The 13,672-nt window shown below is 63.1% G+C and carries 12 protein-coding genes; 11 read left to right on the forward strand and 1 reads right to left on the reverse strand.

All coding sequences use genetic code 11. The annotated features are described in order from the left end of the window. Positions 1-85: 85 nt before the first annotated feature. From K5X80_RS04315 to K5X80_RS04350, 8 genes are all read left to right on the forward strand, one after another. A complete protein-coding gene (locus tag K5X80_RS04315; RefSeq protein WP_222559616.1) occupies positions 86-850 on the forward strand; it encodes a TorF family putative porin in 765 nt (254 codons plus the stop codon). A gap of 47 nt (positions 851-897) precedes the next feature. Then, positions 898-1,713: an ABC transporter permease gene (locus K5X80_RS04320; protein ID WP_283249228.1), complete on the forward strand. Its 816-nt coding sequence runs from the start codon at positions 898-900 to the stop codon at positions 1,711-1,713. Then, on the forward strand, positions 1,710-2,507 hold the full coding sequence (locus tag K5X80_RS04325) for an ABC transporter ATP-binding protein (RefSeq protein ID WP_222559617.1): 798 nt from the start codon (positions 1,710-1,712) through the stop codon (positions 2,505-2,507). The genes K5X80_RS04320 and K5X80_RS04325 overlap by 4 nt, the downstream gene beginning before the upstream one ends. Positions 2,508-2,534: 27 nt before the next feature. Next, the gene (locus K5X80_RS04330; protein WP_222559618.1) at positions 2,535-3,344 is read left to right on the forward strand and encodes an urea amidolyase associated protein UAAP1; all 810 of its coding nucleotides are present in this window, start codon (positions 2,535-2,537) and stop codon (positions 3,342-3,344) included. 12 nt (positions 3,345-3,356) lie between these two features. After that, complete coding sequence (locus tag K5X80_RS04335; protein WP_222559619.1) at positions 3,357-3,992, forward strand: urea amidolyase associated protein UAAP2; 636 nt, start codon at positions 3,357-3,359, stop codon at positions 3,990-3,992. Next, positions 3,992-7,594, forward strand: a complete 3,603-nt coding sequence (uca, locus tag K5X80_RS04340) for an urea carboxylase (protein WP_222559620.1) — start codon at positions 3,992-3,994, stop codon at positions 7,592-7,594. Before K5X80_RS04335 ends, uca begins: the two co-directional genes overlap by 1 nt. Next, positions 7,591-9,366 carry an allophanate hydrolase gene (atzF, locus tag K5X80_RS04345; protein ID WP_222559621.1) on the forward strand — a complete coding sequence of 592 codons (1,776 nt, stop codon included), beginning with the start codon at positions 7,591-7,593 and terminating at the stop codon, positions 9,364-9,366. The genes uca and atzF overlap by 4 nt, the downstream gene beginning before the upstream one ends. A gap of 131 nt (positions 9,367-9,497) precedes the next feature. Further along, positions 9,498-10,265 carry a hypothetical protein gene (locus K5X80_RS04350; protein ID WP_222559622.1) on the forward strand — a complete coding sequence of 256 codons (768 nt, stop codon included), beginning with the start codon at positions 9,498-9,500 and terminating at the stop codon, positions 10,263-10,265. Between the two features lie 20 nt (positions 10,266-10,285). On the opposite strand, the gene K5X80_RS04355 is transcribed toward K5X80_RS04350, so the two are convergent. Further along, positions 10,286-10,648 carry a DUF4431 domain-containing protein gene (locus K5X80_RS04355; protein WP_222559623.1) on the reverse strand — a complete coding sequence of 121 codons (363 nt, stop codon included), beginning with the start codon at positions 10,646-10,648 and terminating at the stop codon, positions 10,286-10,288. Between the two features lie 264 nt (positions 10,649-10,912). On the opposite strand from K5X80_RS04355, the gene K5X80_RS04360 reads away from it, so the two are divergent. The 3 genes from K5X80_RS04360 to K5X80_RS04370 all read left to right on the forward strand — a co-directional run bounded on the left by K5X80_RS04360 (position 10,913) and on the right by K5X80_RS04370 (position 13,651). Beyond that, on the forward strand, positions 10,913-11,407 hold the full coding sequence (locus tag K5X80_RS04360) for a peroxiredoxin family protein (protein ID WP_222559624.1): 495 nt from the start codon (positions 10,913-10,915) through the stop codon (positions 11,405-11,407). Positions 11,408-11,519: 112 nt separating this feature from the next. Next, entirely contained in the window at positions 11,520-11,915 is a 396-nt protein-coding gene (locus K5X80_RS04365; RefSeq protein ID WP_222559625.1) for a hypothetical protein, read from the forward strand. A gap of 431 nt (positions 11,916-12,346) precedes the next feature. Beyond that, positions 12,347-13,651, forward strand: coding sequence for a DUF1214 domain-containing protein (locus K5X80_RS04370; RefSeq protein WP_222559626.1), 1,305 nt, complete (start codon positions 12,347-12,349; stop codon positions 13,649-13,651). Positions 13,652-13,672: the final 21 nt, after the last annotated feature.

Consider the following 13,672-nt stretch of genomic DNA (forward strand, 5'->3'; position numbering starts at 1 on the left):
TGCTGACGACGGGAGAGCTGTGTCTGCGAGGCGCCGCATGCGCTTTGCAAGCGTGTTTCAAGGATTGCCCAAGGGGGATGTGTTTATGAAGCGAACTCTTTTCTTTCTGCCGCTGCTGGCCATCGGCATGACACCTGTTGCCGCCTATGCTGAGGATGGCGAGGCTTCGGCCAGCGATATCACCGTCAGCGGCTCGGTCGGGCTGACCAGCCAGTACCGCCTGCGCGGTATTTCGATGAGCGACGAGGATATCGCCGTCCAGGGCGGGATCACACTGACGCACAGTTCGGGTTTCTATGTCGGAGCCTGGGCGTCGAGCCTCGGCGGCTTCGGCACGTTCGGCGGTTCCAACATGGAACTGGATGCGATTGCCGGCTATTCCACCACTGTCGGGAAAACCACGCTGGATGGCGGCCTCGTCTGGTATTTTTATCCGGGCACGGATGGGCATCAGTACGCCGAACTCTACGGCTCGGTTTCGCATCCGATCGGCCCGGTAAAGGCCAAGGTGGGCGCTTATTACGCACCCAAGCGGAAATCCATCGGCGATGAAGACAATATCTATGTCTATGGCGATCTTGCCCTGCCGATCAAGGATACGCCGGTCACGCTGAAAGCGCACCTCGGCTACACCAATGGCGACAGCGCGCTGGCCGGGCCGGATGGCCACTATCTTGATTACAGTGTCGGGGCCGACGTCGCGTGGAAGAATCTCACGCTCAACGTTTCCTACGTCGATACCGACATGGGCGGCGCGGATGCCGATGCTTTCTTCACGGTGCCCGGCGGCAAGCGTGGACGCAGCATTGTCGACGGCGCGGTGGTGGCGTCGCTGACCGCGACGTTCTGACTTCCCACGCCATCTGAACTGACTTCGGCAGCGAAAGGGGCCGCGCAGTGCGCCTGATAAATATCAAACCCGGCCGAGGAGGGCGCCTGATCGCCGGTCTGGTGCCGATTTTGATCCTTGTCCTGATCTACATGATCGCGTCGGAAGCGCGCCATGCCGTGAACCCTTCCGACAAGGTGCTGCCGACCTTTGGCGCGATGGGGGACGCAATCCTCCGTTTCGCGGCCCAGCGCGATCCGATGACGGGCAACATCACGCTGATGGCCGACACCATGGCCAGCCTCTACCGCTTGGGTATCGGGCTGGCCATAGCCACCGTCGGATCGCTCGTCCTCGGTCTGCTGCTCGGTGTGATCCCGATGGTTCGGGCCACGCTGGGGCCGATCGTAACGGTAATCGCGGTGATCCCGCCGATTGCCGTGCTGCCGATCCTGTTCATTGTCATGGGATTGGGCGAAGCATCGAAAATCGCGCTGATCGCCCTTGGCATCGCCCCCTACATGACGCGCGATCTCGCCGCTTATGTCGCGGGCCTGCCGAACGAACAGTTCCTCAAGGCGCAGACGCTCGGGGCCAACAGCTGGCTGGTCGCCGTCCGGGTCGCCCTGCCGCAGCTCATGCCCAAGCTGATCGAAAGCCTGCGGTTTTCGATGGGCCCGGCGTGGGTGTTCCTGATCGCGGCCGAAGCGGTCGCCTCCGATATCGGGCTTGGCTACCGCATCTTCCTCGTCCGGCGTTATCTCGCGATGGATATCATCCTGCCTTACGTGGCGTGGATTTCGCTTCTCGCCATCGCCGCCGATTTCCTTCTCCACACCATCAGCCGCAAGGGCTTTCCCTGGGCCCATGGAGGTGCGCGATGAGCACGCTGCTCTCCTTCAGGAACGTCTGGGTCGAATATGGCGACAAGATCGTGCTCGAACGCGTGTCGCTGGATATCGACGAAGGCTCCTTCGTTTCGGTGGTCGGCCCTTCCGGTGCGGGCAAGAGCACGTTCCTGCGGTTGATCCTTGGCCAGGAAGCGCCAAGCAGCGGGCAGATTCTGCTTGATGATGCCGAACTGCGCGCCGAATGCGCACCCGACAGGGGCGTGGTGTTCCAGCGTTATTCGGTATTCCCCCATCTCACCGCGTTGCAGAACGTGCTGTTCGGGCTCGAATGCGAACATGCGCCGGTGTTCGGCAAGCTGTTCGGCAAGCGCCGCCGCGAAGCCACGGAACAGGCCGTGGAAATGCTGTCTGCCGTCGGGCTGGAACACAATCTGGATGTCTATCCGGCGGAAATGTCGGGAGGAATGCAGCAACGGCTCGCGATTGCGCAGGCGCTGATCAAGCGGCCCCGGATTCTGCTGCTGGACGAACCTTTCGGCGCGCTCGATCCCGGTATCCGCAAGGATATGCACGAACTGGTCACCCGGCTGTGGCGCGATCATCGGCTGACAATCGTCATGGTCACGCATGACATTCAGGAAGCTTTCGCGTTGGGCACCCGCGTGCTCGCTTTCGACAAGCGCCGCCACGATCCGCATGCACCGCATCGCTACGGATCGACTGCCACATACGATGTCACGCTCGAACGCAAGCTGGCTGCGGCCCAGGCCAGCGATGCCGCCGCTTTGCCTCCGCCGCTTCCAACGGATGGGCAGGCCGCGCTGTGACATGCGAATTTTTCGAAGGATGAAATCATGACGACGAGCACTGCAAACCCCAAGGCGGCACGCGATCACGCCCGCGCCATGGCCGGAACGAAAGCGGAGGCGATGCCGGTCCTTCCACCCGCGGCGGACGATGCCGGTGGGGAACTGGTGTGGGAAGAAACGGTGGCCCCCGGTGGCTATGCTTCCCATCGGATCGCACGTGGCACGCGGCTGCGGCTGATCGACCTCCAGGGCGATGCCTGCGCTTCGATGCTGCTGTTCAACGCCGAATGTCCGGTCGAACGGCTGAATGTTGCCGACACGATGAAAGTGCAATGGAATGCCTATCTCGGCGCGGGTCAGTTGATCCTGTCCGATATGGGCCGGGTGATGATGAGCGTTCTGGAAGATGACGCCGAAACGCACGATCTGCTCTGCGGTGCGTCCAGCGAAGCGTCCAACGCGCGGGTCTACGGTGATGGCAAGAATTACGGCGCCCATCCCAACGCGCGCGACCGTTTCATGCTGGCTGTCGCCAAGTATGGCCTCGGCAGGAAGGATGTCCACCCCTGCGTCAATTGGTTCAAGGGCGTGCGGGTGGAAGAAGGGGGCAACACCGTGCCGACAATCGGCCCCTTCGCGCCGGGGCGCAGCGTGCTGCTGCGCGCGGAGATGGACCTGATCGTGGTCGTGGCCAATTGCCCGCATGTACTCGACGAGCGGGCGGAATTCACGGTCACCCCGCTGCGCCTCACCGCCTGGAAAGGCGCGGTGACGCCGGAGAAAGACCCCATCCGCAAAGCCGCGCCCGAGGGGCTGCGCGCCTTCCTCAACACCGAAGATTACTACCGCCGCTGACGGGAGAGAGCCATGACCGACCAACTTGCAACCGCCGGGCTTCCCGGCACGATCGTTCACGATGAGGTGGTCCCGGCCCGCGCGCCTTGGATGCACACGATCAAAGCCGGGCAAACGCTGCGCATCGTCGATATGGAGGGCAACCAGGCGGTCGATTTCCTGGCCTATGCCGCCGATGACGATGCCGAACGCTACAGCGCGCAGGATACGATTGCCGGGCAGCGCAACATCTTCCTGCGCACCGGCTCGGTGCTGCTGTCCAACGAAGGCCGCCCGATGATGACGATCACTGGCACGTCGGTGGATTATCACGACACCATCGGCGGGGCGTGCTCCTGCGAATCCAACACGCTGCGCTATGGCCATCACACCAAGGCGCAGCATTCCTGCGTCGACAATTTCCTCGACGCCAACGTTCGCGCGGGCCGCAACAAGCGTGACATGGTGTCCAACATCAATTTCTTCATGAACGTGCCGGTGGAAGCCGATGGGACGCTGGGCATCGTCGATGGGATTTCCGCCCCGGGCCTGACGGTCGATCTGCGCGCGGAAATGGATGTGGTCGTCGTCGTCTCCAACTGCCCGCAGATCAACAACCCTTGCAACGGTTTCAATCCGACGCCGGTGCGCATGGTGGTGGCGCAATAATGTTCAGCAAGGTTCTGATTGCCAATCGCGGCGCTATCGCTTGCCGCATTATCCGAACGCTCCGGCAAATGGGTATCGGCTCGGTCGCCGTGTTCAGCGAAGCGGATGCGGGATCGCGCCATGTCGTCGAAGCGGACGAGGCGATCTGCGTCGGCCCGGCCCCTGCCGCCGAAAGCTATCTCAACGTCGATGCGATTCTGGCAGCGGCACGGACGACGGGAGCGCAGGCGATCCATCCCGGTTATGGCTTCCTGTCGGAAAACACGGCCTTTGCCGAAGCCTGCGAAGCCGCCGGAATTGCGTTCATCGGTCCGACGCCGGACAATATCCGCACTTTTGGTTTGAAGCACACCGCTCGGGCACTGGCCGCGGCGCATGGCGTGCCGCTGGCCCCCGGTACCGACCTGCTGACTGACGAAGCGGCGGCGATCAGCGCGGCGGCGGACATCGGCTATCCGGTGATCCTTAAGGCCACAGCGGGCGGCGGCGGGATCGGGATGAAGATCTGCGCCGACGAGGCCGATATCCGCGATGGCTTTGCCACCGTGGCGCGGCTGGGGGCGGGGAATTTTGGCGATGGCGGGGTGTTCCTCGAACGCTACGTCGCTCGTGCCCGCCATATCGAAGTGCAGGTTTTTGGCGATGGTCGGGGCCATGTGGTAGCGCTGGGGGAGCGTGATTGCTCGCTCCAGCGGCGCAATCAGAAAGTGGTGGAGGAAACGCCTGCCCCGCATCTGCCCGCGGCGACGCGCGCGGCGATGATCGAAGCAGCGGTGCGGTTGACGGCGGGGGCGCAGTACCGCTCCGCCGGGACGGTTGAATTCCTCTATGATGCGCAGCGGGACGATTTCTTCTTCCTTGAAGTGAATACCCGTCTGCAAGTCGAACACGGCGTGACTGAGCAGGTGACGGGCGTCGACCTTGTCGCCTGGATGATCCGGGGCGCAGCGGGCGATTTCACGTTTCTGGATGGGTTCGAAGCCAGGCCGCAAGGCGCGTCGATCCAGGTCCGCCTCTATGCCGAAGACCCGGCGCAGGATTACCGGCCCAGTTCCGGCCGACTGATCGAAGTCGCCTTTCCTGAGGGGCCGCGCGTCGATGGCTGGGTGGAAAGCGGCTCCGAAGTCTCCGCATGGTACGATCCGATGCTGGCCAAGCTGATCGTCACCGCACCGGATCGCGAGCAGGCGGTGCGGGCGATGCAGGCCGCGCTTGATGAAACGCGCATCGCCGGGATCGAAACCAATCTCGATTGGCTGCGCACGGTGGTGCGGTCCCAGCCCTTCGTTAGCGGGCAGGTTTCGACCCGGGCGCTGGCTGATATTCCCTATGCCCCCGCAACTGTCCGCGTGCTGTCGGGCGGCGCGGCGACTACGGTGCAGGACTATCCGGGCCGGGTCGGCCTGTGGGATGTCGGCGTGCCGCCATCGGGCCCGATGGATGCCCTGTCCTTCCGCCTCGGTAACAGCCTGCTCGGTAATGCAGAGGATGCGGCCGGGCTGGAATTCACCGCTGCCGGGCCGACATTGCAATTCAACGCGGCGGCGCGCTTGTGCCTGACCGGCGCGGAGTTCGGCGCGACGCTGGATGGCGATCCGGTGGAGCGCTATCAGCCCTTCGATGTCGCGCCGGGCCAGACGCTGCGGATCGGGCGCGTTGCTGGCGGGGGTATTCGCGGCTATCTGCTGGTAGCGGGCGGGCTCGACGTGCCGCTCTATCTCGGCAGCCGCAGCGCGTTTACCTTGGGTGAGTTCGGCGGCCATGCCGGGCGTGCGGTGATGACAGGCGATACGCTGCATCTCGCTTCTGCCTCGTCGCCCGTTCCCGCCAGAGACCGCCTGCCCGTGGAACTGCCGGAAATTGGCAAGGCATGGCAGATTCGCGTGCTTTATGGGCCGCATGGTGCCCCCGATTTCTTCACCGACGACGATATCGCCATGCTGCGTTCGACGCAGTGGAAGGTGCATTACAATTCCAATCGCACCGGCGTCCGCCTGATCGGGCCGAAGCCGCAATGGGCGCGTAAGGACGGGGGTGAGGCGGGGCTGCACCCCTCTAACATTCACGACAACGCCTATGCTATCGGCGCGGTTGATTTCACCGGTGACATGCCGATTATCCTCGGCCCGGATGGCCCATCGCTGGGCGGTTTTGTCTGCCCGTTCGTGGTGATCGCGGCCGATTTGTGGAAAGTCGGCCAGCTTGCGCCGGGCGATGCGATCAGTTTCGTGCCTGTCAGCGATGAAGTGGCAGCCGAAGCCCTGGCGGCGCAGGACGCACTGATCGCGGGCCGCACCGCACCTGCACCGGCCCTGCAACAGCCGCAACTGGGCGATCCGGTGCTCCATCGCATTCCCGGCGCGGGCGTGCGGCCCGAAGCCTGCTATCGCCGGCAGGGCGATCAGCACCTGCTGGTTGAATACGGGCCCATCGTGCTCGATCTCGAACTGCGGCTGCGTATCCATGCCCTGATGCTGGAATTGGAGCGGCTGGCCTTGCCCGGTATCGTCGATGTGACGCCCGGCATCCGCTCGTTGCAGGTCCATTATGACAGCCGCCAGCTTTCGCAGGCAGAACTGCTGGCAGCGCTGATCGCGGCGGAGGAGCGGCTGGGGACTCTGGACGATTTCGCCATCCCTTCACGCGTCGTCCACCTGCCGCTGTCGTGGCAGGACCCGGCGATCTATCAGACCATCGACAAATACATCCAATCGGTGCGCGACGATGCACCGTGGTGCCCGGACAATATCGAGTTCATCCGCCGGGTGAACGGGTTGGCCTCTATCGAGGACGTCAAGCGGATCGTGTTCGATGCAGATTATCTCGTGATGGGGCTGGGTGACGTCTATCTCGGCGCGCCAGTGGCGACGCCGGTCGATCCGCGCCATCGGCTTGTCACCACCAAATACAATCCAGCCCGTACCTGGACCCCGCCCAACGTGGTGGGCATTGGCGGCGCTTATATGTGTATCTACGGAATGGAGGGGCCGGGCGGCTATCAGTTGTTCGGCCGTACGATCCAGGTGTGGAACAGCTGGCGGCAGACCGACGCCTTTCGTGAAGGCAAGCCGTGGCTGCTGCGCTTCTTCGACCGGATCAAATTCTTTCCCGTCAGCCATGAGGAACTGACCGAATGGCGGCGCGATTTCCCCGCCGGGCGGCGCGCCATCCGGATTGAGGAGGAGACGTTCCGCCTCGCCGATTACCGCGCGTTCCTGGCTGAAAACGCGGAGAGCATCGCCGCTTTCCAGCAGACCCGCGAAGCCGCTTTTGATGCCGAACGCGCGGCATGGGAACGCGATGGGGAATTCGACCGGGTTGCCGCGTTGAGCGATGACGGCGCGGGTGGGGACGAGGGCGCGGCCATCGATGTGCCGGATGGCAGCGAACTGGTGGAGGCCCCTTTCGGCGGTAGCCTGTGGAAGCTGGCCACCGCCGAAGGCGTGCAAGTGCGGGAAGGCGAGGTGGTGGCGATCATCGAAGCGATGAAAATGGAATGCCCGGTGGTCAGCCCGGTCAGCGGCACGGTGCGCAAGGTCTATGTGACGGAGCGTCAGCCGGTCGGCCCCGGCCATCCGATGCTGGCGATCGAACCGGCATGAGCGGGGCACCTCTGACTGCCAGCGCCATTGTGGAGGCTGTCGGCAAGGGGCGGACAAGCGCGCTTGCCGTCGCCGCAGTGGCGCTGGAACGCATCCGCGCTTACGATACGATCCAGCCGCAGGCGTGGATCAGCCGCTTTGCCGATGACGATATCCTTACCATGGCACGCAGGGTGGACGCCCGGATCGGGGCGGGGGAGGCGCTGCCGCTGGCGGGCGTCCCGTTCGCGGTGAAGGACAATATTGATGTGGCCGGGCTGCCGACCACCGCCGCCTGCCCCGATTTCGCCTATGTGCCGCAGGGCCACGCTCATGCGGTCGAACGGATGATCGCGGCGGGCGCGGTGTGCATCGGCAAGACCAATCTCGATCAGTTCGCCACCGGCCTCAACGGCACCCGCAGCCCGTTCGGCACGCCAGCCTGCGTGTTCAACCGGACCTATATCAGCGGGGGGTCCAGTTCCGGTTCGGCCGTGGTAGTGGCGGCCGGGCTGGTTCCGCTTGCGCTCGGCACCGACACCGCCGGTTCGGGCCGGGTACCCGCCGTGTTCAACGGGCTGATCGGGATGAAGCCGACCAAGGGCCGCTGGAGCACTGCCGGGCTGGTGCCCGCCTGCCGCTCGCTCGATTGCATTTCTGTGTTCAGCCACACGCTGGAGGATGCCCGACTGGTGGATGAGGTGGTTGCCGGCTTCGATCCGGCTGACGCTTACTCGCGCCGTCTGGAGAACCACCCTGCCACCCCGCAGCGCATCGGCGTGCCGCGCCTTGCACAGCGGCAATGGTGCGGCGACGGCGAATCCGCTTTTCTCTATGACAAGGCTTTGGAAGCTTTGCAGAGCATGGGGGCAGAACTCGTCGAAATCGATCTGACCCCGCTCTCGCAAGCGGCGGAATTGCTCTATGGCGGCCCTTGGGTGGCTGAGCGCACGGCGGCGCTTGCGCCAATGCTGGCCAGTAATCCGGGCGCTATCGATCCCACCGTGCGGGGGATTGTCGAAGGCGGTCTGGTGGTCAGCGGTGTGGCGGTGTTCGAAGGCCATTACCGCCTCGCCGAACTTCAGCGCGAAGCGGAACGGCTGTGGGAAACGGTCGATATGCTGGCTCTGCCGACCGCGCCGACCACTTACCGCATCCGCGAAATGCAGGCCGCGCCCATCGCGCTCAACAGTCTGCTGGGACTCTATACCAATTTCGTCAATCTGCTGGACATGGCGGCCTTGGCATTGCCCGCCGGGTATCGTCATAACGGGACCGGCTTCGGTCTCACTCTGATGGGCCCTGCCTGGACCGATCATGCGCTGCTGGAGGCAGGCCAGCGCTATCTCGCCGCCGCCGCTTTGCCGCCCGTACCCCCTCTCGACCTTGGAGACCGCATGGATACCGTGAAACTCGCCGTCGTCGGCGCGCATCTCAAGGATATGCCGCTACATTGGCAATTGACGTCGCGCGATGCGCGTTTCGTCGTGGCCACCGAAACCGCGCCGACTTACCGTCTCTATGCCATGGCGGACAGCGTGCCGCCCAAGCCCGCGCTGATCCACGATCGGCAAGGCGCGGCCATCGCAGTCGAGATATACGAACTGGATATGGCCGCATTCGGCAGCTTCGTTGCCGAAGTGCCGCCGCCGCTCGCCATCGGCACGGTCACGTTGGCCGATGGATCGAGTGTAAAAGGCTTCGTCGCGGAACCGCGTGCGACGGATAGGGCGCGGGACATCACGGCGCTGGGCGGATGGCGCGCGTTTATCGATCAGCATGCAGGCGCTTAGCGAAATTGCCTGAAAAGACGTTGCCGGCTTCTATAATTTTGCCATGCAAGGCGTTTGGTGGCAGAGCGCCCGACAGACCAGCAAGCAGGAGCTGATTTTTGGGCAGGACTATGCGCGTTTCGCGGGTAAAAATGGGTTTGTTGAAGATTGCGGTGGCGTCTGCCGCACTGGCTGTCGGCGTGGCAGCGCAGGCTCAGCAGAACGAACGGCAATTTCCCGGTCAGTTGGACAGCAAGAGCCCCAAGGAGGGCAGCCAGCCCTATCAGGTGCGCACGATGGCGCTCGAAGCGGGGCAGCGTTATGCTTTCAGCGCGGAGTCTGAGGATTTCGATCCGGCGCTGCGCCTGTCCTTCGCAGACGACAACGATGAAATGCTCGCCGAAGACGATGATGGCGGTGACGGGACCAATGCCTATCTGGAGTTCGTGCCCCAGCGCAGCGGGACATACCGGCTGCGTGTGTCGGCGGTCAGCGATTCTAAGGGTTCCTATGTGCTGAAAGTGCGGGATCTCGCGCCTCTCCCCGCCCCTGTGCGGCCGAAAGCCGAGGGCGCCAGCACTGTCAGCTTCAAGCACTATAGCGGTGCGCTGACGACGACGGACGGAGAGGTGCAGGGGCGCCGGGTGGACGATTATGTGTTCCATTTCCAGGCCGGCAAGCAGGTCTTCCTGTTCCTGGACGGCGAGAAGGACAAGCTCGATCCGCTGATTGAAGTCTATCCGGCCAGCGGGCGCTACAGCTCCGAACCGCTCGCGCAGGACGATGATGGAGGGGATGATGTAAACGCATTCCTCCTGTTCACGCCCGAAGAGAGCGGGGACTATATCGTGCGCGCGACAAGCGCAGGGGAGGAGCGCACTTTGGGCAGTTACCAGTTGCGCGTGGGCGAGAAGCCCTGATCGCGTGGTAACGGGGCCTGTCAGCGCACCGTGATGGACCGCGCGAACAGAACCATGGGGGCGTGATGATGGCCGGTATGCGAGCCCATCGCCTCCCCCATGAGCACGACATCGCGGCCGACACTCGCGCGCAGGACACGGCGTAGCCCTTCATCCATAGCGCTCACATGCACGCGGTCGAATTGCTCGCTGCCGTCCGCGAATTCTCCATCGGCGAAGCAGATTCTCCGTGGCAGTTCGAGAATGAAGGCTTTTTCCTTGGCGTCGCCCTGCGCGATGCTCGCGTAATTCGGGGGGCCTGCAAACAGGTGCTCCGTCAACCGCCCTGCTACCGTAACGGTGGCGCCGGCTTCCGTTGCGTCAAGGCATCCCTTGGCGTTCAACGGCTGGAGCGTTTGCCCTGATGCGGCAACCGGTATCAGGGCAAGCATGACCCCAACTGCCCAATGCCACTTCATCCTATCCACTGCCCACCGGTTGTCTCGTTCAGCCGGGCAATAGAACAACTCCTGTGTTGACGGCAAAATTTTTGAAATCTGCCACAGGAAGCATTGTCTTTTGCCAGCACCGGGAAAGCGGTATCTTTTCTGCTAGGAGAGTTTCATCCGGTCGCCGAGCTTTAGCGCCATGGATGGGGAAGAGGTTCGATGGGTCAGACTGCGTTTGCGCTCGCGCCCCCATGGCAGGTCAGCCAATGGTTCAACAGCGAGCGGGCTCTCTCCCCGGCCGACTTTCGAGGCCGTGTGATCGCGATGCATGCCTTTCAGATGCTTTGCCCGGGATGCGTCCAGCTTGGCTTGCCCCAAGCGTCACGCATCGCGCGGCTGTTCGATCCCGCACATGTGGCTGTCGTCGGGCTGCATACGGTCTTCGAACACCATCAGGCGATGACGCCGGTGGCTCTCGAAGCGTTCATCCATGAATATCAGCTCACTTTCCCGATCGGTGTCGATACTCCGGGCGAGAGCGGGCCTATTCCCAGGACCATGGTGGCCTACGGTATGCAGGGCACGCCGACACTGGTGCTGATTGATCGGCAGGGGCGGCTGCGGAAGCAGAGCTTCGGGGCCGAGGATGATATGCGCGTTGGCTCGGATATCGCGTTTCTTCTGGCGGAACCTGAGCGGTCCGCTGCACCGTAAGGGGCGCTTCCCGCTCCGTCAAACGCAGTCAGGACTCGGTTCACCTTCCCTCGCTTGTTAACCTTTAGGCGGTCGCGTAGCCGCATCGGTGGAAAGGAGCATCGGTGCATCAATGAAATTCTACATATCAGGACTTGCCTTCGTGGCGGCATTGGGCGCCGTTGCCGCGCCAGCCCACGCCGAAGGGATCGGGGTTGAGGCAGGCTACGGGCGTGCTGACGGCCATTGGGGGAGCGAACTTGGCGTGACCTACGCGCTCGATCTGGCGGGCTTCAGTCTGACGCCGGGCGCGGGGGTGTTCCTTCGCAATGGCGGCGCCCGTGCCTATGGCCGCGTGGAAGCCGCCTACACAATTCCGGCGTCGTTCACTATCGGCGCGGGTCTGCGCGTGAGCAGTGCTCATACTCGCCCTTATGCGACCGTTGCGATGCCGCTGCTGCCGAAAGTCAGGCTGAAGGGCAATCTGGCACCCAAATACTACACTGCGGGTCTGACGGTCAGTTTCTGACCGGTTGCATACCGAACCTTTGTTGCTCGACTGTGCTGGGCGCAGCGTAAGCGCGCGGCCGCAGTTCCTGGCGGGTGCCTGAGCACCCTGTCCGGGGCTCCCGGACGGGCGATGCTGCCTGCTGATACCCAAATCATGCCTCATCGCGCCTTGGGTGGTGAGGCCATGCGATTGCCTTTGAGCGTGAGTGGTTGCGCCTAAGCCGGTTGTATGAGCCTGACTCGGCGCAGGGCTCCACGTGACAATAAATTTAATTGCTGACAATTTAACTGAATTTTTGAAACTGAGAAATTTCTGGAGTGTATGCCTAATAATCCGCTAGATTCCAAGCCTTACGGCATGCGGTAAATTTTCTACTTGCTAATAAGTTATTTTTCTATCAGCTTCTCCCCAAGGGGCGGGTCTTCATCTGCTCCTTGGGGAGAGCGAACATGGAAGACGCATCGGGAGATATCTGGGATCTTTCCCGCCGTGGGCTATTTGCCGGTGGCGGGGCAGTGGCTTTTGCCGGATTGACGGGCCTGCTCGGCAGCGCGGGTGCCCAGGCTGCCACTGCGGCGGGTGGCGATGCGGCTTTGCTTGCCGAATTCAATGCCGTTCTCCACCGGATTCAGGAAGCGGCGAATCTCGCTTTCACGCGCAGCTCTGCCCGCCGCCCGCTCGACCGCGCGGCTGGTCTGCTGCACATTCTCAGCAATCTGTCGCTTGGTCTGGCGTTCCACATCCATAACAACGATCCGCAGCATCCCGAACTGTTCCGTTACATGGGGCCGGACCGCAAGCAGGGCGGGGACAATCAGAGCGCGCTCTACCTCGGTTTCGCGGTCGATGCGGCGCACACCTATCGCCTTTACGGCAATCGCGGGTCGGCCAGGCATCTTTCGATAACGACAGTGGAACGCGGGCCCACGCCATGGGGCGGTGGTATGGGTGCGGCGCTGTTCGGGCGCGACCTGAAAAGTGAGCCGGACGGCAGCTTTGAGATCATTCTCAGCGCGACACCCCATCCCGGAAACTGGATCAAGCTGTCCCCACGCGATTTCCGCGTCACCATCCGGCAGTTCTTCGGCGACTGGGAAAACGAACGGCCGATGCAAGCGCGGGTTGAACTGGTGGGGGAGGCTTTCCCACCGCGCGAGCCGGCAGCCGGGCAGATCATGGCAGGCTTGCGTGAAACCGGTGACTGGATCGTGAACACCATCCGCTTCTGGCAGGACACGATGGATATGTTCCGCAAGACGCCGAATCAGTTCGTGAGCTGGCGCACGCTGACCGGGGACAAGGTGAATGCCACACCGGGTGGCGATCCGGCGTGCTGCTACTGGAACGTCCCGCAGGGTCAGGCGCTGATCCTGCGCACCCGCCCGCCGAAATGCGAATACTGGAACATCGAATTCAACAATCCATGGTGGGAAACCATGGATTATGTCCACCGGCTGAGCGGCACGAACATCCATCAGGCCGTGCTGGAAGACGATGGCGAACTGATCGCTGTCGTCGCTCATGAAGATCCGGGCGTACCCAACTGGCTGGATACGGCGGGCTTCGTGGAAGGGATGATGGGGCGGCGGTGGATTTTCGCCGAGACGCTGCCCGAAGTCGAACTGACGCTGGTTCCGCATGACGCGTTGTTCGCCCGGCTCCCGGCTGGTGTGAAGCGCATCACCGCTGCCGGGCGGCAGGCGCAAATCGCCGCACGAAGGCGCGGAATCTACAACCGTTTCAATTGGATGTGACCGGCAACGATCCGGCAGGGA

Origin of the sequence: Caenibius sp. WL, from assembly GCF_019803445.1 — a bacterium.
Lineage (GTDB): Bacteria > Pseudomonadota > Alphaproteobacteria > Sphingomonadales > Sphingomonadaceae > Caenibius.